Here is an 18,239-nt window from a genome sequence, read left to right as displayed (position 1 = left end):
CGATGAGGGCCAGGCGGCTCTCCGCCTCGAACTCGTCGCCCCGGTTGGCGAGGGCTGTGTGCAGTTGCCCGACGCGTCTGCGCAGGACGCAATCGATGAGGTCGGGGCCGTCCACCGCCGGACCGATGAAGCTCTCGTCCAGCTGCGACATGTCGAGATAGAGCACGCGCTTGCGGAAGCCGTGAGGGGTGGCAGGTGAGCCGTTGTGCGGGACCTGCGGCGGGAGCAGGCTCACGGTGTCGTTCGGGGTGGCGCGCTCGTGGCGGTCCAGGTCGTAGCGGACCGCCCCGTCGTCGACAATCAGCAGGGTCCAGGCGTCGTGGACATGCATGGGGTACGCGTGCTCGGTGAAGTGGGCGTGGAAGACCTCCACGACACCCGCGACCGGCGGGCGCCAAGCGGAGACTTCCTGCCGGGGCACCATGCAAAGAACGTACAAGACGGAGAAGACGCGAACCCTGCAGTCTCAGAGCATGAGAACCATGAATGAGACCAAGGCTGGGATCCGGGTCGAGACCGGTGCGGGCGACGAGGACGTGCCTGTCCGCTTCGACACGAAGATCGCCGTACTGCTGCGCGACGACCTGGAGCCCTGGCAGCGGCTGAATGTGACCGCCTTCGTGGTCAGCGGGCTCGGCACGGCGTCGCAGGAGGTTATCGGCGAGCCGTACGCGGATGCCGACGACACCACGTATCTGCCGATGTTCCGCCAGCCCGTGCTGATCTTCCAGGGGACGAAGGAGACGCTGACCGCTGCGCACGCTCGTGCGCTGTCCCGCTCGCTGCCGAGAGCCGTGTTCACCTCGGATCTGTTCACCACGGGCAACGACCGGGACAATCGGGCCGCTGTACGGGCTGTGGGAAAGGACCAGCTCGATCTGGTAGGGATGGCCATCTACGGGCCGCGCAACGCGGTGGACAAAGTCCTCAAGGGTGCGCGGATGCACCCCTGAGCAGCGCGACCTCACCGCAGAGGCGCTGCTTACCGCGTCGATTGCTATATGTCGATCCGACGGTGGGAAGCGCCGAACGGCGGGTGTTGCGGAGAGAGGCCCAAAGGCGCGGCGCGTACGTTGGGTCGGCATGACGTGCGCATCGGGTGATCGCGTATCCGGCCCCACCCGCCGCACCACGCTTGCCGGGCTCGTCGGGGGTGCCCCTATGTGGTTCGTCAAGGTGGCGGGTTAGCTTTCTGGCGTGACTGGCCAGGCGATGCGGGGGTGCGACGGAAGCGTCAGACAGGCGGCTGAAGCTGCGGCCGGTCGGAAAGTGGCGGGACGTCTACGAGCGGTTGGATGCGGTCCGGCAGCGGCCGGGGGTATGGGTGCGTGACGGCTCGTTGAAGGAGCTCGCGCTGATGGTGTTCGGGTAGCACCTTGCCCTTCAGGTCCACGATGCTGATGAGACATTCGAGTTCCATCCGACGAGCGGTGGGTTCGCCTCATGGCTCAGCTGGACCCGCGGATGGTCGATGGCGACGGGTTGCCGACGGCGCGATCGCAGAGAACTTGCCCGGGGAGCCCTCTCTGGATGCGTTCTTTCGGCTGCTGGACGAGTTCCGGAGGTCTTCCACCCCTGCGGGTGTTGCAGAGAGCGGCAGGCCAGCGGGCTCTTGAGCGGTTCTGACGTCCTGCCCGGTCACGCTGCTTGAGCCGGTCGAGGTTCATAGCAGGTGCCGTCGCGGAGCATCGTGAAGAGGACGTCTGCCCGGCATCTGGCGAGGCAGAGCAGGTCCTGGGTGTGGTGCTTGCCCTGGGCGATCTTCTTGTCGTAGTAGGCGGGGGATGCGGGGTCGGCGAGGGCGGCGAACGTGGAAAGGAAGAAGGCCCGTTTGAGCTGCTTGTTTCCTTTCCGGGAGGGCTGTTTGCCGCGGTTCGAGGAACCCGAGTTGCGGGTTGCCGGGCGGGGCCGGCGTAGGCGGCGAGGTGGCCGGCGGTGGTGAAGGTGCTGCCGTCGCCGACCTCGATGAGGATCCTGGCTCCAGTCCCGACGCCGACACCGGGCATCGAGGTCAGGACCTTCGAAAGAGGGTGGGCCTCCAGCAGTTCCTCGATGCGCCCGGCCAGCAGTTTGCGCTGGTCAAGGACGGCAGTCAGGGATTCGGCCAGGCTGGGGACGATCCGGGCCGCGGCTTCGGTGCCGGTGACGGTCTGCTCGTCCAGGGCGGTGAAGATCTCGTCGACCAGCCGCTCGGCCATCCGCGGTGCCTTCGGCCGTATCAACGTGACCAGCCGTCGGTTGCCGGCCTTGTGGATCTTGGCCGGGGAGCAACGACGCTCGCGAGGACCGGCGCCGCCAGGAGCAGGAAGCGGCCCGGGCCGTGGAGGACCAGCGGCGGCGCGAGTAGCGGACCCGGTGGGAAGCTGCCTGGGAGTGTCCGCGCTGTCAGTCGGATGTCGCGCCCAACACCGTGGGCCCGGACGGGTACCGCCCCGCTGAGGGCGGCCTGTGCCCAGACTGCGAACACACCCGCCGTGAACAGGCCACACAGACAACCGCTGCCGGGGGCCCGGCCGGCCCCGCCGCACTCACCTTGTCCCAAGTCGTGGCAGAACTGACGATGTGGTCAATGCGTTTGCCATACGCCGCGGGCCCTGGTGAAGTCGCCCGCCGCCAGCGCATCGCGTGGGATGAAGACGTAGATCAGGCCGTTGTCGCCAAGCAGAGCATCCGGTTCGGAGTCGATCTGGGCGAGCAGTTGCCATTGCGTGGGCGGCACGTCCGGTTCAGCGGTCGCGCATTGCTCCCAGGGGTCGTTCTGCAGGGGATCGGCGTAGCCGAGCAGGCGGTGCTGAGGTCGGTTATCGTCATCCAACGGGGGATGGAACTCGTTGAGGAACTCGATGAACGCCGCGAACTCCTCACCTGGGTAGGCAGGGTCACGGTTAGTGAGGTCCAAGTCGGTGAAGTCGCGGCAAAAGGGGCTGTCCAGCGGGGGCAGCGTCAGGTTCACCGAGGGGATCACCGCGCGCTGCGGGAACGTCTCGGCTCCCGCAGGAGCCGCCGTGGCGACGAATTCGCGGGTGTCGGGTGGTTGGGTCATGACCAGCACCCCTGGTCCGTGTGCCGTGTCGTCCCACGCAGTGCCGCTGGTGAGATCGGCGAAGATCTGCAGCAATCCGGCCGAGGGCAGCAATCGGTCATCGCCGCACCGGCTCATCTCGGCCAGATCGATCTGCGCCAGGAAGGTCATCGCGCGATCTCGGCGGTGCGGCCACGCCGCACCGGACGGCAGGTCGGGACACCCGCCTAGGCGGGTGCGCCCAGCGGCCATGCCGTCGGAGCGGGGGGTCAGGTCGAACCCGGTGCGGCACAATGCGACCAGCGCGTCAGCGTGCTTGCCCAGCCGCAGGTCCTGGCAGACATCCCGTACCCACTCCGCGGTGTTGGCGGCATCCGCTGCTGCGGCCCATGCCCGCACTGTGCGGGGGTCAGTGAACTGTTCGACGAACTGCGCTGTGGTCTGCGCCTGGCTCTGTTCGAGTACTACTTGAGGAAACTCCAGCAGGCTGGGGGCCACAGACCGTTCGCCCATCCGGTCGACGACACATGCCAGCAGGGACGGCAGCGACTGCACCCACGCCCGGGCGTAGGCGTGGGCACGCTCGGGGTCCTGCGCTGCCGGGGCCAGTTGGACTGTCTACTCTCCGTATTCGCCGGTGCGGTCGTTGTGCATGCACAGCCTCACGGTGAGGCGCCCATCCGACGCGAGGTCAAGGCCTGGCTCGACAAGTTCCAATCGGACCTGCCCGTGCATCGCGGGCAAACGCGCTCGCAGCAGCGTTCCCAGCGCTTCCATATCCACCTGGCCTCCCGACCGAGCAATGATGATCGGCGAGCCTACTGGTCACCGGCCGACACAGCCGCGCCAAGACCAGCCTCCGCTACACGACCGCCGTCGCCCTCCCGGCCGCCGCAGACGCCTCGCGCACCCGTTGGACCGGCATGCTTACACGGGCCAACTTCCCGCACATGTCGGTGGGTTCAGCCCGAGCACCCTTCCGAAATCGGAGGTGACCAGGAACTTCTTGTCGATCTCAATGAGGAACTTCTTGAACTCCGCTGCCCGTACCGACGATGCAACGAGGTGACGACTTCTTCGCCGGTCGCGACGTCGAAGGCCGCGAAGAGGGTGGTCAGACCATTGCGGATGTAGTCATGGGTGCGGCGCTCGGGCATGCCCGGCATCATCGGCAGCACCGGCTGAGACCGGTCCAGCGCCTGGATCTGCGAATTCTCGTCCACCGACACCACCACCGCGCCTTCGGTGATCGACCAGCCCAGATCGGTGATCTCCTTGCCCGTACCGGACCAGGTCGTCTGCACGGTGCCCCAGCGCTCGCTGTACGGGTCCGCTTCCGAGGTGATCCAGTGCGCGACAGACGTGTTGTTCTGGTTGTCCGCCCACTTGGTGGACGACGTCACGCAGGAGCTGCACGCCATGCCCACGTTCCACTTCAGGGTGCCGCCTCCGGCCGGACTCTCCGGTGCGTTACGAGCAGTCCGCATCACAGCGGCCAAAGCGGCGGTAACAGCCGCCGCTTGGCCAAGGGTGGCGCGCCGGACGTGCAGAAGGTGGCGGCCCAGGCTCCGTGAGACGAATCTGCTCACCCCTCCGCGACGACACCGGCAGATTTCGCTACCCGGAGTTGTACCCCCACCGAGCCCGGCCGTCCTTGCCCTTGAAGCACTTCGCGGGCCGCCCGTCGGCGGTCGTCGCGGTGGCGCCCACGGGGGAGCAGTACTGCCCGAACTGGGCGCCGGTCCGGCTGCGGGGGCTGCCGCCCGAACTGCCGGAGGAGCCGCCGCTGGTGGAGCCTGCGGTGCTGGATGAGCCGCCACTGGTATTGCCTGCGGTGCTGGATGAGCCGCCACTGGTACTGCCTCCTGTGGCGCCGCCGCCCGTGGTGCTGCCGTACGAGGGCTGGGGGCGCGGCTTCGGCTTCGGTTTCGGCTTCGGGGTCGGGGCCGGGGTCGGGCTGGGCTCGGCGCAGGGGGCGCTGGGACCGATCAGCCACAGGTCGACCTGCGTCGCGGTGGAGACCTTGGCGTCCGGTTCAGGGTGCTGTCGGCACACCTGCCGGTCGGCCAGGTCCTGCGGCTCGTCGTCCAGATGCTTGCCGGTATGCGCGTGGAAGTGGTCTACGTGGTCGAGGCCGAGGTCGCCGAGGGTGCGTGAGGCGTCGTCGAGCCGCTCGCCGACGAGGCCCGGCATCATGACCAGGCGGGGGCCGTGCAGCCGTGTCGGGCACTCCTCCTGCACCGGGACCGTGTACAGCGTCAGCGTCGTGCCGGAAGGGCGGACCGTCTCGTCGCGGGACGGGTGTTGGAAGCAGACCCGCCAGTTGGGCTCGGTGATTTTCACCGGCCGGTAGGCGGAGGAGGCGTCGGCTGCCGACACCGCCTGCCACGGATGGAGGCGAGCCTCCGCAGCGGCTGTGGTGAGAGAGGTCCCGTTGAAATCGGGGACTGCCAAGGTCTGGTCTGCGCGATTCTGCGCCACGGCCTCTTCCCGGCTGGAGCCCGAATTCAGGCCGGCGAAGAACACCCCGGCCGCGACTGTGGACATGAACACGGGGTGTCGGCGTACCCATGTCGAGAACCGCGTCCCGCGGCTGGGGCGCAAAGGGGAGCCGGGAGGCAGGAGTTCCCCCACAGTTTCGAGGAGTTCTCCCTTCGGGTCGAGTTTCGAGCCGTGCAGTTTGTGTGGTTTCCCGTCGACGAGGATCTCGACGGAGCCGAAGATGCCGTACCCGCGGCGGAGGATCTGCAGGGGCTTGGGCACGCGGGTTGCCTTGGGTGTCAGGAGATTCCGGATAAGGACGAGGCCGTTCCCGGTGAGCACGGCATAGCCCCAACCGTTGTGGTACATGGACCGGACGGCTTCATCGGGCTCGAGCTCTTCCAGCAGCACTTTCTTGTCGCCGTCGGAGAGGGAGATGCTCTCGCCGGCGGCGGCCGTGGCGATGCGCGGGTCGGCCGGAGGATCGGGCACCGGTTCCCCGGTCTGCGGGATGAGTTCGCCGGACTGGTCGAACTGCGTGCCCTGGAGGCGGATGCGTCGCCCTTCTACCGACACGTCTGCGCGCCCCCGGCTGCCGTCCGCGGGGCGCAGGATCGTCAGGGGCCTCGGAACCCGCGTAGCCTGCGGCGTAGACCCCCCGCCCAGGAGGATGAGGGCGTCCTCGGTGAGCGCGGCGTACCCCAGCTCCTGGCGGTAGAGAGCCAGCACCGTCTCCCCGGCTCGGAGGGTACGGAGCAGAGCCTCTGCCCCGCCGGTCGGGAGCGCGACGGACGTATGGGCCGCCACCTTCGCGGTGCGCGAGTCGTTCCGCAGGAGGCGCTGCGCGGCAGTCTGGGACATATGGGGATGTTAGCGGCTGTTGATCTACGGTCGAACACCAGTGCCTCGATCCCGTTGCGGGTCGCCCGCAGTCTCGTCCCCGAGGGCCTGGAGTCTCCAACCGCGGCGGCCTCCAGGGAGCCGGCTCAGTGGTGGTAGCAGTTCGGCCGCCCGACGTACGGCGCAGGGTTGGCTGAGCACGGTGAATAGGGCTTGCAGTCCCGGCCCGCGGCAGGACCGGCATCAGTTCGGCGTCCACCTCACCGAGGCGGGGCCTGAGCACCCGTGCGCCCTGAACGCTGTTCCCTCTACTTCGGCGACCTCAAAAGGTGGGCACGCAACCGGTCCCGCGCCGCCGTCGGCACCACCGGTCTGTCCTGACCCATCCGGACATGCCACGGGCCCGGATCCTGTCTGGGCTCTCTCGGTTCCGTGTCAGTGGCGGTGATATCAGCGGTGAGGCCAGCCAGTCTCGGGCTGTTTGACCTGGTCGCTGAGCTGGTCATGGTGGCCGTGTTGCTGACATGGAGTGAGAGATCCGGCTCGGGGCGACTGTCATAAAGGCATTACCGAGCAGGTGAACCTACTGTCATGGGCGCGAGAGATCGCGCCCACCCCATCTCGGAAGGTCATCATGAGCACTCAGGGCCAGAAGGTCGCAGTCATCACCGGTGCCTCGCAGGGCATCGGCGCCGGCCTCGTCGACGCCTATCGCAAGCTCGGCTACGCCGTCGTCGCCACCTCGCGTACCATCGCCCCGTCCAACGGCGCGGGCGTCCTGACCGTCCAGGGCGACATCGCCGACCCCGCCACCGCCGAACGTGTCATCGCCGCTGGCGTCGAGCGGTTCGGCCGTGTCGACACCCTGGTCAACAACGCGGGCGTCTTCGTCGCCAAGCCGTTCACCGACTACACCCAGGACGACTACGCCGCCGGGACCGGTGTGAACCTCACCGGCTTCTTCCGCATCACCCAGCTGGCCGTCGCGCAGATGCTGGCCCAGGGCGGCGGCCACATCGTCAACGTCACCACCAGCCTGGTCGACAACGCGGACTCCCGAGTCCCCTCCGTGCTGGCCTCGTTGACCAAGGGCGGCCTGCAGTCCGCCACCAAGTCCCTCGCCATCGAGTACGCCACGCGCGGCATTCGTGTCAACGCTGTCTCACCGGGCACTATCAAGACCTCTATGCACCCCGAGGAGACCTATGACGCCCTCGCGGCCCTGCAGCCGGTCGGCCGGATGGGCGAGCAGAGCGACATCACCGACGCCGTGATCTACCTGGAGAACGCTCCGTTCGTCACCGGTGAGATCCTCCACGTCGACGGCGGCGTGAGTGCTGGCCGCTGACGCGCAGGACACCGCTCGCGACACGAGACTGGGAGGTCTCGCTGACCAGCAGGGAGCAAGCCGACTGCGGCATCAGCACGACCCTCGACATCACTTCCGGACACATCGAGCAGTTGGCCTCGCTCCCACCGTGACTCACCGGACCCAGCAGTTCTGAGCTCCGATTCCATCAGCAGGAGAACCCTGATGAACAGCACGATAGACAGCGAAGCGATCCTGCGCGGTGTCCTCGACCGGTGGAAGGCCGCCGTCGACAGCGACGAACCGCGGCAGGCTGCCTCCCAGTTCACCGAAGACGCGATTTTCCAGGGACTGCACCCTTACAGTGTCGGAAGGCCAGGCATTGCCGATTACTACGGCTCCCAGCCCATTGGGATGACGGTCACGTACCGAATTCTCGAAACCAGACGCCCCGCCGACGACGTCGTACTCGGTTACCTTGGCGTTGACTTCTCGTTCACCGACCGCCCCACCTTCAGCGTCAACCTCGGCGTCCTGGTGAAGCGTACGGAGGAGGGCTGGTACATCAGCCATTACCAGGTCTCCCGCCTCGACTGACGACCTCGTGAACGGTTGGCGGCGGGACGTCGAGGGTCTTCGTTCCGTCCGGTGTTCACATTGGCAATTGGTCGTCAGGGTGGCGGACTGCTGGTGGGAGAGCAGTCCGGCGACGGCTTGGATGGTGTCGGTCATGTGCTCGCGGCGGCCGTGGTGGCGAGCGAGGGCTCGCCAGTTCTTGAGGTGGGCGATGCCGTGCTCGACGCGGATGCGGCGCGAGGAGTGGGCCTTGTGCCGGCTTTCGTGCACTTCCTCGTACCAGTCGGGAACGTTCTTCTTGACTTGCGGTGCGGTGGTGTCACCACCCGCCCGCCCGTCTGGGCTCCCAGCCCCTGGTAGCAGGCATCGGCCAAGGCTCCACGCGTGGCCCATCCGCAAGGAGCCACACCAGGCCTAACTTTCGGGCATGAGTGATGTCCGCGCAGCTGGCGGGTTCGGCTGGGCTGCAGAACAGCAATCTGCCGTCGGCGTCCGTGACGACCATGGACTTGACGGCGTTCTGCTTGTTCTTGCCAGAGAGGAACTTTCCCCGGCCCGTGTGTCCCGCGGCCGGGCGCCGCACCCGGATTTCGGTGCCGTCGATGATCCCGCTCTGCCTGCTCGCACCGAGATGGTCGATGACCTCGGCGAGTGTGCGGAGACGGACGTCGGGTGCGACGGTGCAGCCGCGCATCGCCAAGAGGGGCCGTACTTCACCGATCGTGCGTGTGATGGTGGAGCGGTCCACGCTGAACCAGCAGGCCAGTACGCCGTGGGTGGCGCCGTGACGGAGGTGGACGAGGGTGGCCAACAGCCGGTCGACGAACACCAGCTGGTGCTTCGCTCCGGCTCCTACGGCTCGCTTCCGAGGGCGGGAGGCAAGCCGTTCCTGGTGCCGCTCGTGCCACAACCAGCCAATCTCAGCGACGAGTTCAGCGATGACCACGGGAGTCGGCCCCGTGATCCGCTGATTACCGGTGATCACTGCGCGAGTCCGATTCGTCACCACCTAACCATGATCCACGATCACAGCCCCCGGCCTACCGGCTCTAACTGTGCACAAAGCCGCTAAGGGCTCACAGAAAATCAACATGCGTGTTTGATGTCGTCCGGGGGCTCGGTGCCGTAGGCGTCGAGGTAGGCGGCCAGGTCGGTGGGGGTGGTGAATCGTGCGGTGGAGCGGGGGACGGTGCAGCCGTGCTGGTCCAGGAGGGGCTGGGTGTCCTGCATCGTGCGGGTGATGGTCTGCGAGCTGGTCCCGAAGAGTTCGCCGAGGAGGGCGTGGGTGAAGCAGCCGCGCTGGTAGAGGATCGTGGCCAGGATCCGGTCGGGGTCGGTGAACGCCTGTCGGGGGCCGGTGCCGGGGGCTCGCTGTCGTTCGCGACCGCGTCGGTGGCGGCGCTGGTCCTCCCGTCGGGCACCCTGGAGGGCCGCCAACTCGCTGATCAGGGTGTCCAGTTGTGAGCGGGTGATACCGGTGAGTTCCGGGTCGGTGAGGCGGGTGTGCTGCCGGGCGTCCCACCGCCGTGGTTCCGCGCCGTGTGGAGTGCTGGTGGCTGTGGGCGCGCGCTGGGCATGGTGTGCGTGGAGGGTGTAGTTCCAGTCGCCGTGGAAGCGGTGGCGGGTCATCGTCAGCGCGTCGACCCTGGGCGTCGTCGACTTTCACGCCGGTGGGGTAGGCGCCGGTGTCGAGTTCGGCGCGGACCCTCGGTCCGGTGCGGGTGGTGGTCGCCGCGATGGACTGCACGATGACTTCATGGCTGGTCAGGGGCCTGCCGCGCCAGTTCATGGAGATGTGGGAGAACAGCCGGTGCTCAATCCGGTTCCATTTCGATGTGCCCGGCGGTAGGTGACTCACCGTGATCTCAAGGCCTGTCTCGGCGGCCGGAGTGGCGAGTTCGGTCTTCCATGCCCGGGTGCGGTAGCCGTTGGAGCCCCCGGCGTCGGCGGTGATCGGCAGCCGACGGGCGCGGGGGTGGTCGCCCTGTCCGGCCCCGTGCCACCGGCGGCGGATCGAGGCGACCGCGAAAGCGGCGGTGTCGTGGTCGGTGCCGACACTGACCCAGCCGGCGTTCGCGGCGATGTCGTAGATGCCGTACGGGATCGCCTTGCCGGGCCCCTCCCGGTCCAGGAAGTCATGCGTCTTGACCTGTACCGGATCACCCGTGGGCTGCCATTCACGCCCCGCGTTCTTGTACTGGCCGACCAGTTCCTTACTTCTTGCTGTCCACGCTGACTACCGGGTCCCCGGCGCCGATGTGGTCCTTGGCCTGCTCGTTGATGTAGCGGAACTGGGCGTCCCGGTCCGGGTGCTGCTTGCCCTCGACGGTCTTGGAGTCGGCCTGCAGACTGAAACCCTCCTCCCGCCTCGATGCCGAGGCGGGCGACCGAGCAGCCGCATCGCGACAGTGGCGATGATGGCCACCCCCAGCCCGAGCAGCAGGCCGAGCGTGGCGATGACAGGGTGAGTTACACCGGCAGCAGATCATGGGTGAAGTTTCTGCCCGGTCCAGTGAGGCTTACCCAAAGGCTTGTGGCGATGCGTTAGACGTTACGTCCAGACATGTTTTACTTCCCCTTCGGGCGCTGGAGAAACCCATGTGGTTCGTCAAAAGGACATCGGCGATTGCGGCTGTGACCGCTGTCCTCCTAGGAATTCTGATCGGTCCGGCCGATGTGGCGATCGCCGACGTCGGGGACATCACCGAATACCCCCTGCCGAACGCGAACAGCACCCCGGAAGGCATCACGGCGGGCCCGGACGGCAACCTCTGGTTCACCGAGTACGACGGCAACCGGCTCGGGAGCATCGTCCTGGGAACCGGGGCCGTCACCGAATACCCACTGCCCAACCCGGGCAGCTCACCCGCCGGCATCACGGCGGGCCCGGACGGCAACCTCTGGTTCACCGAACGCGACGGCAACCGGCTCGGGAAGATCGTCCCCGGCACGGGGGCCATCACCGAATACCCACTGCCCAACCCGGGCAGCAGCCCGTTCGGCATCACCACGGGCCCGGACGGCGATCTCTGGTTCACCGAGGCATTCGGCGACCGGATCGGGAGGATCGTCCCCGGCACGGGGGCCGTCACCGAATACCCCGTGACCCCGGGCAGCCAGCCGTACGGCATCGCTGCGGGCCCGGACGGCAACCTCTGGTTCGCCGAGAGCTTCGGCGACCGGATCGGGAGGATCGTCCCCGGCACGGGGGCCGTCACTGAGTACCCCCTCCCCGCCTTCGGAAGCTATCCGTACGGCATCACGGCGGGCCCGGACGGCAATGTGTGGTTCACCGAATACTTCGACGACCGGCTCGGGAGGATCGTCCCCGGCACGGGGGCCGTCACCGAATACCCTCTTCCCGGCGCGGGCAGCAGTCCCCTCGGCATCGCCGCAGGACCGGACGGCAACCTCTGGTTCACGGAGAACTCCGGCAACCGGCTCGGGAGGATCGTCCCGGGAACCGAGGCCGTCACCGAATACCCACTGCCCAACCCGGGCAGCGAGCCGCAGGGCATTACGGCGGGCCCGGACGGCAGCCTCTGGTTCACCGAGCGCAGCGGCAACCGGATCGGGAAGATCGAAGCCGTTGCCCCGATGGTCTTTGCTGACGTGGCCGTCAGCCTCAAAGCCCCGTCCACCGTACGGCTGAAGCAGCCGTACGACTACACCCTCACCGTGACCAACAAGGGCCCCGACACCGCCACCGACGTGGTCGTCACCCTCGACGGGCTCAAGCGCCTGCGCGTACTGGATGCTGTTCCCGCACCCGAGGCCACAACCCGTGCCCAACTGCGCTGGCAGGCAGGCTCCCTGGCCGCCGGAGAGTCACGCACCTTCACGGTACGAGTCAAGGCCTGGTCGTCGGACAAGGCGACCGTGACTGCCGAAGCCACCTCCGGAACCCCCGATCCGGACCCGAACGACAACGCCGACACTACCCGGACCCGGATCAAGTGGGACTGGCACATGGACCGACTGATGAAGCGGGCGTGAAGCTCCGACGGCGTTACGCATGTCGCCGAGCTGGACCCGTGGCGCGGGACGCCGACGTCCGGAAAGTGCTGCTGCGGCGGCTCGAGGACATTTCGTCGGTCACGGCAGCGGGCGACAGGGCTGTCTGGCGCCTTCGTGCAGCCAGGCCCGGCCGGTCTGCCGGTACTCCTCCACCGGGATCGGGTCGACGCCGGGTCCTCAAGCGGGCGGTGTACAGCAGCCCGTCGAGGTGGGGTCGATTTCGTGGTGGATGAGGCGGGCGAGGCCGCGTTCGTACCCGGTGGTCACGATCTTGCCGGTCAGGGCTGTGGTCTCTACCGTGATCTTCAGCGGGCGGGGTACGAGGCCGCGGACGTCGACGAACCTCAGGCAGCCCTCGTACTGCTCGTCCATCTCCTCGGAGCGGGTGGTGATCCGCGGGTTGAGCAGGACGATGGCGGGGGTGCCGCCGCCGGGCGGCTGGACGACGGCGGCGGCTCGTGCGATGCCGATCCGCGGGGCCGCGATGCCGTGGATTGATCTTGAAGCCCTGACGCGGGTTATTGCTTGGCCAGCCAGGTCGCCGGTTTCAGCCATGTGTTCAGGGTCGCCGTAGCCGCGCCCGGACACGCGCGGGCCCGGCCTGGATCGAATGATCCTGGGCCGGGCCGGATTCGTCTGCCGATCAGTTCAACGCGGCGGCGAACATGCCGGGCTCGTAGGAACCTCCCTGCTGGTGCACGATCACGGCGAGCCGGTTGGCCGCGTTGATCAGGGCGACCAGGGAGACCAGCGCGGCGATCTGGTCGTCGTCGTAGTTCTTTCGTACCTGGGCCCAGGTCTCGTCGGACACGCCATGGTGGGCGTCGGCGAGCCGGGTGCCCTCTTCGGCGAGCGCCAGAGCGGCCCGCTCGGCCTCGGTGAACACAGTGGACTCGCGCCAGGCGGCGACCAGGTTGAGCCGGACCGCGGTTTCACCGGCGGCTGCGGCCTCCTTGGTGTGCATGTCGATGCACCAACCGCAGCCGTTGATCTGGCTGGCGCGCAGCGACACCAGCTCCTGCGTGGACTTCGGCAGCGGCGACTGGTGGATCACCAGGCTGGCGTTGGCGAACCGTTTGGCGAACTTGGCGGCGATCTCGTTGTCGAACAGGTTGAATCGGGCGTCCATGACTTCGTCCTCACTCGTGGTGTTGCACTGGATGAACACGAGATGCCGGCGACCCGCTCCTTGTGACGGGGCGGTCGTGTGACGTGCGCCACCGCTCATGGGTGTCACAAAGCTGCGGGGACCGGCGTCTTGTGCGCGTGGCACCGTCGAGAGCGAACAGGCAGGAGCAGCCGGTGAAGAGCGAGCACAGCGAGCACACAGAGGACACGGTCGGGCAGCTCGCGGGCGGCGGACGCGCTGACCCCGCCACCGAGGCGTTCGTCGCCCATCGCAACCTGCTGTTCACCGTCGCCTACGAGATGCTCGGCTCGGCCGCCGACGCGGAGGACGTCCTGCAGGAGACCTGGCTGCGGTGGGCGGGTGTCGATCTCGGCACGGTGCGGGATCAGCGTGCGTACCTGGTCCGGATCACCACGCGCCAGGCGCTGAGCCGGCTGCGTACGCTCGGCCGCCGTAGGGAGTCCTACGTCGGCCCCTGGCTGCCCGAGCCACTGCTCACCGCGCCCGACGTGGCCGAGGACGTCGAGCTGGCCGACAGCGTCTCGATGGCGATGCTGCTGGTGATGGAGACGCTCACGCCGACCGAGCGGGCGGTGTTCGTGCTGCGCGAGGTGTTCGACCTCGGGTACGACGAGATCGCCGACGCCGTCGACAAGAGCCCGGCCGCGGTCCGCCAGATCGCGCACCGGGCACGGGCACACGTCGCGGCGCGCCGGCCGCGCGGGATCGTTTCCCCGACCGAGACCCGAGACGCGCTCGATGCGTTCCGACGGGCGGCCGAAACAGGCGATCTGCAGAGCCTGCTCGACATCCTCGCACCGGACGTCGTCTTCCTGGGGGACGGTGGCGGAGTCAAGCAGGCCGTCCTGCGGCCCGTCGTGGGGGCCGACAAGGTGGCCCGCCTGCTGGCCGCAGGGCTGGGCAGGATCACCGCAGCATCGCTGCGGCCGGCACAGGTCAATGCCTACCCGGCGCTGATTCTCCGGCTCAACGGCGCGATCGACACCGTCGTGGCGGTGCGCATCGACGACGGCCTCATCACCGGGCTCTACGCCGTGCGCAATCCCGAGAAACTGTCGCACATGCAGCGGGAGACCGCCCTGCGCCGCTGAGCCCGGGGCCCCTCGGAAACGAACACAACCGGCATCTCCCCACACGCTTGAGAGCCGGATCAAGTGACCTGAGGAGTACGGGTGGTCGTTTTCAAGAATCGCCATCAGTGGCGCTTCAACGGTCCTTGGGACTGGCACCCCTTCGACGGGGGTGAGCCTCATGAACCGGTTTGGCCGCTCGCCTTCTGACGCGGCGGGGCGGCATGGACGACGCAGCGGCCGCCGTTGTCGCCGCGACGATGACCGGATCGCACGAGCAGGAGATCGCACGCTGGACCGAGCTGGCCCGGGTAAGTCCCCCAGCCCAAGCCGGTATCGGTGCTCGCGAGATGTATGCACCGTGGACCGCACTCAAGCAGGTGCCCCCTCTGGGTTCCGAGGAATTCGGCACAGTACGAATGACGCTCCCCGCCAGCTGGCGTCTCAGCCTGGACCGCGGCCCGCCGCGAGGCCTGCGCCAACGACCTCGGCCAAGCATCCAGCCTGGTCGCGGTCACCGCCCGGTCGAACCGCTCCAAAGCCGACCAGGACCCTACCGAATGGCTCCCCCGGCCGCCGGAGCACTGTGCCCCTACGCCTCGGAATGGACCGCGACCAAGCTGCGCTGGGCCCTGGCCGTCGACGAACCGGCTGCTGGACATCGCGGCCGGCTGCGGCGGTGACACCGTCACCTACACCCCCGCACCCTCACCAGACACCACGTGAAAGGGGCCCTGATGCTGCCAAGGCCCTCCCCACGAGCGAGCAGCAGTGCGAAGTGAGGTCCGTTGAGTGATGTGGTTCGGGTCAGGCCGTGAAGTCAGAGGGGTTGACGTCGGTTCACTGCCGGGGCCGGGCGAACTGACCGGGCTTGATGTCGGCGATGACTACGTGCTTGACCAGTCGCTTGAGTTTGGCCCGGGTGGCCTCGATGTTCTTCGGCTCGATGCCGAGGTCGAGGGCCTCGCAGACGTCCGGGCCCGCAGTGGGCGGCCGGTGTCGGTGAAGACGGCGAGGATCTGCGGGTGGGCGGGATTGTCGGGCAGGTCGTCCGGCAGGACCGGCCCGGTGGCAGCGGTCTCGGCCGCGACGTCAAGGTGGTCGGTGAGAGCGAGGACGTTCTTGTGCGTGATGCGCAGTTCGTCGAGTTCCTTCTCGGTTTCCCGTAGCCGGGCAGTGAGGTGGTCGATCTGTTCGCGCAGTTGCTCGGCCCGGGCGGTGGCGTCCCGTTCCTTCCCGGCGATCATGTCGAGAAGCTGCTGCACGACGGTCACGGGCTCCGGCTCCTTCGGTTCATGCGGCATCGCGCCAGGCAAGGTGTGGGTGTCGGTCAGGCGGCGGGTCATCACGTCGGTCATCGCCCAGTAGACGCGTGACTCGGAGCCGGCCGGGCGGATCTCGTAGTCGCGGACCAGGAGCCGGTGGAACATCAAGATCCCGTAGGTCTGTTCCACGACCCACCGCTTGGCCTGCGGGACGAAGCCTTTGCCCTGGCCGGCGGGGTTGCGTTCGACGATCCCGACGTCGATGCCGTGTCTTCGCCCGTGGTCGACGACCGAAGTCTTGAAGCCCTGGTCCACCAGTGCCTTGGTGACTGAACCGGTCGCGGTCGCCTCGGTGACCCGGTCGAGAAGGGCGGTGCCCGCGGCGTTGTCGTGCGCGCTTGCGGCGAGCACCACCACCGCGATGACCAGGCCCAGAACGTACACGGCCAGGCCCCGCTTCCTGCCCGGCACTCTTTTCGCCGCATCCTTCCCGGTCGTGGCCGCCGGCACATGGGCCGCAGCGTGCACGCTCTGCGTGTCGAGCACTACCAGGCTCGGGTCCTCTAATCGGCGCCAATTCTCCCGCAGTTGGCAGCGCGGCAGCTCGTGGATGGTCTTGTCGGTGCCGTCGTCGCGCCAGGTGGCGAAGTAGCAGTACGCCGCGCTCTGCGGGGGCAGGTCGTGCGGGAGGCGGTCCCACCGGCAGCCGGTCTTCGACTGGTAGAGGATCACGTTCACGATCTCTCGCATCGGATACCGGTAGGGGCCAGCCTGAACTGGGGCTGAGGCCGGCGCCCTGGCTCATCGGCGGTGATTGTCAGTCGACGGAGTCCATGAAGTCCAGCATCCGGCGGTTGACCTCGTCCGCGTGGTCGATCTGTGGCCCGTGACCTGTGCCGGAGACGATCTCTGCCCGGGTTCCCGGTATCAGGCGGGGCACGCGCTCCACTTGCCGCTGCGGGTGCACGAGCAGGCTGCGCTTGCCGAGCGCCAGGTAGAGCGGCGTGCGGATGGTGGCCAGCTCGTCGTCGGCCAGGGGCGCAGGAGCCGGGCGGCGTACGCGGTAGGCGCGGACGGCTGTCCTGATCATCGTGCGCAGCTCCGGCACGATGAGGACCGGCTGCTCCAGCCAGGCCGCCAGTCGTGGACGGAGCGCTTTGGGGGCGAAGGTGGCGAAGAGACTGGCGAAAATCCAGGCGAAGAAGCGCAGTCCCACCTTCTCCAGGCCGCCGGGGTCGAGCAGGGTGACCGAGGCGAGGCGGCTGGGTATGCGGTGCGCTTGGTTCAGGGCGAGCCAGCCGCCGTACGAGGTGCCGACGAGGTGTACGCGGTCGAGCCCGAGCCCGGCGAGCGTCTCGTCCAGCCACTGCGCGGCCCGTTCAGGCTGGTGGATGGGTTCGCGCTGCACGCTGCGGCCGGGGTCACCCGGGGTGTCGATGGCGTAGACGGGGCGGTCGGCGCTGAGGGCGGGTGTGTTCGGATACCACATGGCGGAGCAGGAGCCCGCCCCATGCACCAGGACGACGGGGGTGCGGGACCGGGCGGTGGAGTCCGCGGGGCCGTAGCGGTAGACGTGCGTGGTGCCGAAGGAGGTCTCCAAGTCCTGTTCCGCGAGTGTCGGCGCCCCCAGGGCGTAGACCGCGTTGCAGGCCGCGAAGTAGCGGTCACGCCAGGCGTTGCTCACGTAGCGGCCGACGTCAGTCTGAGGACGGGCAGCGGTTTCGGGCACAGGCACCTCCGGGTTCAGATCCTTTGCGATACGAACGTACCACCATGGTGGTACCGCTGTACCATCAACGGGTCCCGGCAGGGGCATACCAGCGAAACGACGAGCGGAGAAAAGGCCGATGCCCAAGCGCGTGGATCATGCGGAGCGCCGTACCGAGATCGCCGAGGCGCTCGTCCGGGTTGCCGGGCGGCACGGGCTGCATGCCCTGGGAATGCGCGATGTGGCGGCCGAGGCAGGCGTGTCACTGCGGCTGGTGCAGTACTACTTCGAGACCAAGGAGAAGCTGCTGCTCTTCGGGCTGCAGCACCTGACGGAGAGGTTCGGGGAGCGGGTCGCCACCCGGATCGCGAACGCTGGGGGCAGCCCCGGACCGCGCGCCACGATCGAGGCGCTGTTGATGGCGGCCCTGCCCACGGACGAGCAGAGCCGCACCTTCCACTTCGTGTACACCTCATACGCCATGCTGGCCGTCAACGACCCCGCACTCGCCGCCCAGCCCTTCATCAAGGACCCCGACGTCGCCGAGGACACCGTGACCGAACTCCTCCGGCAGGCACAGGAGGCTGATCTGCTCCGGCCCGGCGTGGACCCGCGACTTGAGGCGGCCGGTCTGCTCGCCATGTCCGCAGGACTCGGCACCGGCATCCTCGTCGGCCAGCGCAGCCCCGAGTCGGCCGCCGCCGTCTTGGACCACCACCTGGACCGCATCTTCCAAGGCGGTGAGCGCGACCTCCTGACTCGACCGACGGGCGAGTGACGACATTTCTCGGGTTCTGGCAC

At 68.0% G+C, this 18,239-nt stretch carries 13 protein-coding genes and 5 pseudogenes; 7 read left to right on the top strand and 11 right to left on the bottom strand.

What is annotated here, in order from left to right; genetic code table 11:
• On the bottom strand, window positions 1–424 hold a 424-nt coding region (locus tag ACGFU7_RS41105), incomplete at its 3' end, for an AraC family ligand binding domain-containing protein (protein WP_393703191.1).
• 58 nt (window positions 425–482) lie between these two features.
• Between ACGFU7_RS41105 and ACGFU7_RS41100 the strand changes: the two genes are divergently transcribed.
• Complete coding sequence (locus ACGFU7_RS41100; RefSeq protein ID WP_393703189.1) at window positions 483–953, top strand: DUF2000 family protein; 471 nt, start codon at window positions 483–485, stop codon at window positions 951–953.
• Window positions 954–1,638: 685 nt separating this feature from the next.
• On the opposite strand, the pseudogene ACGFU7_RS41095 reads toward ACGFU7_RS41100, so the two are convergent.
• The 4 genes and pseudogenes from ACGFU7_RS41095 to ACGFU7_RS41080 all read right to left on the bottom strand — a co-directional run.
• A pseudogene (locus tag ACGFU7_RS41095) lies at window positions 1,639–2,279 on the bottom strand (transposase); the annotation flags it as partial.
• 287 nt (window positions 2,280–2,566) lie between these two features.
• On the bottom strand, window positions 2,567–3,577 hold the full coding sequence (locus ACGFU7_RS41090) for a YwqG family protein (protein ID WP_393703187.1): 1,011 nt from the start codon (window positions 3,575–3,577) through the stop codon (window positions 2,567–2,569).
• A 453-nt stretch (window positions 3,578–4,030) separates the two neighbouring features.
• A pseudogene (locus ACGFU7_RS41085) lies at window positions 4,031–4,266 on the bottom strand (IS630 family transposase); the annotation flags it as partial.
• Between the two features lie 373 nt (window positions 4,267–4,639).
• Complete coding sequence (locus tag ACGFU7_RS41080; RefSeq protein ID WP_393703185.1) at window positions 4,640–6,364, bottom strand: PASTA domain-containing protein; 1,725 nt, start codon at window positions 6,362–6,364, stop codon at window positions 4,640–4,642.
• Window positions 6,365–6,977: 613 nt separating this feature from the next.
• Between ACGFU7_RS41080 and ACGFU7_RS41075 the strand changes: the two genes are divergently transcribed.
• Entirely contained in the window at window positions 6,978–7,691 is a 714-nt protein-coding gene (locus ACGFU7_RS41075; protein ID WP_393703183.1) for an SDR family NAD(P)-dependent oxidoreductase, read from the top strand.
• A 186-nt stretch (window positions 7,692–7,877) separates the two neighbouring features.
• On the top strand, window positions 7,878–8,249 hold the full coding sequence (locus ACGFU7_RS41070) for a YybH family protein (RefSeq protein ID WP_393703181.1): 372 nt from the start codon (window positions 7,878–7,880) through the stop codon (window positions 8,247–8,249).
• A gap of 298 nt (window positions 8,250–8,547) precedes the next feature.
• On the opposite strand, the gene ACGFU7_RS41065 is transcribed toward ACGFU7_RS41070, so the two are convergent.
• Complete coding sequence (locus tag ACGFU7_RS41065; RefSeq protein ID WP_393703179.1) at window positions 8,548–9,234, bottom strand: transposase family protein; 687 nt, start codon at window positions 9,232–9,234, stop codon at window positions 8,548–8,550.
• 80 nt (window positions 9,235–9,314) lie between these two features.
• Window positions 9,315–10,594: pseudogene (locus ACGFU7_RS41060) on the bottom strand (ISAzo13 family transposase); the annotation flags it as partial.
• Window positions 10,595–10,862: 268 nt separating this feature from the next.
• Between ACGFU7_RS41060 and ACGFU7_RS41055 the strand changes: the two are divergent.
• A complete protein-coding gene (locus ACGFU7_RS41055; RefSeq protein WP_393703177.1) occupies window positions 10,863–12,224 on the top strand; it encodes a hypothetical protein in 1,362 nt (453 codons plus the stop codon).
• A gap of 198 nt (window positions 12,225–12,422) precedes the next feature.
• Here ACGFU7_RS41055 and ACGFU7_RS41050 read toward each other — a convergent pair whose 3' ends face one another.
• Both ACGFU7_RS41050 and ACGFU7_RS41045 read right to left on the bottom strand, forming a co-directional pair.
• Complete coding sequence (locus ACGFU7_RS41050) at window positions 12,423–12,800, bottom strand: peptide deformylase (protein ID WP_393703175.1); 378 nt, start codon at window positions 12,798–12,800, stop codon at window positions 12,423–12,425.
• 88 nt (window positions 12,801–12,888) lie between these two features.
• Entirely contained in the window at window positions 12,889–13,374 is a 486-nt protein-coding gene (locus ACGFU7_RS41045) for a carboxymuconolactone decarboxylase family protein (RefSeq protein ID WP_393703173.1), read from the bottom strand.
• 173 nt (window positions 13,375–13,547) lie between these two features.
• Between ACGFU7_RS41045 and ACGFU7_RS41040 the strand changes: the two genes are divergently transcribed.
• Together ACGFU7_RS41040 and ACGFU7_RS41035 are read left to right on the top strand one after the other, a co-directional pair.
• Complete coding sequence (locus ACGFU7_RS41040; protein ID WP_393703171.1) at window positions 13,548–14,486, top strand: RNA polymerase sigma-70 factor; 939 nt, start codon at window positions 13,548–13,550, stop codon at window positions 14,484–14,486.
• Window positions 14,487–14,900: 414 nt separating this feature from the next.
• A pseudogene (locus ACGFU7_RS41035) lies at window positions 14,901–15,191 on the top strand (HNH endonuclease); the annotation flags it as partial.
• Between the two features lie 602 nt (window positions 15,192–15,793).
• Here the strand turns inward: ACGFU7_RS41035 and ACGFU7_RS41030 are convergent.
• Window positions 15,794–16,486: pseudogene (locus ACGFU7_RS41030) on the bottom strand (IS5 family transposase); the annotation flags it as partial.
• A gap of 61 nt (window positions 16,487–16,547) precedes the next feature.
• Window positions 16,548–17,465 carry an alpha/beta fold hydrolase gene (locus ACGFU7_RS41025; protein WP_393703169.1) on the bottom strand — a complete coding sequence of 306 codons (918 nt, stop codon included), beginning with the start codon at window positions 17,463–17,465 and terminating at the stop codon, window positions 16,548–16,550.
• 112 nt (window positions 17,466–17,577) lie between these two features.
• On the opposite strand from ACGFU7_RS41025, the gene ACGFU7_RS41020 reads away from it, so the two are divergent.
• Window positions 17,578–18,216 (top strand): TetR/AcrR family transcriptional regulator, encoded by a 639-nt coding sequence (locus tag ACGFU7_RS41020; RefSeq protein WP_393703167.1) that lies wholly within the window; start codon window positions 17,578–17,580, stop codon window positions 18,214–18,216.
• The last annotated feature ends 23 nt before the right edge of the window (window positions 18,217–18,239 follow it).

This window comes from Streptomyces sp. NPDC048473 (assembly GCF_043200155.1).
Classification (GTDB): domain Bacteria; phylum Actinomycetota; class Actinomycetes; order Streptomycetales; family Streptomycetaceae; genus Streptomyces.
This window is presented reverse-complemented; position numbering and strand designations above follow the sequence as displayed.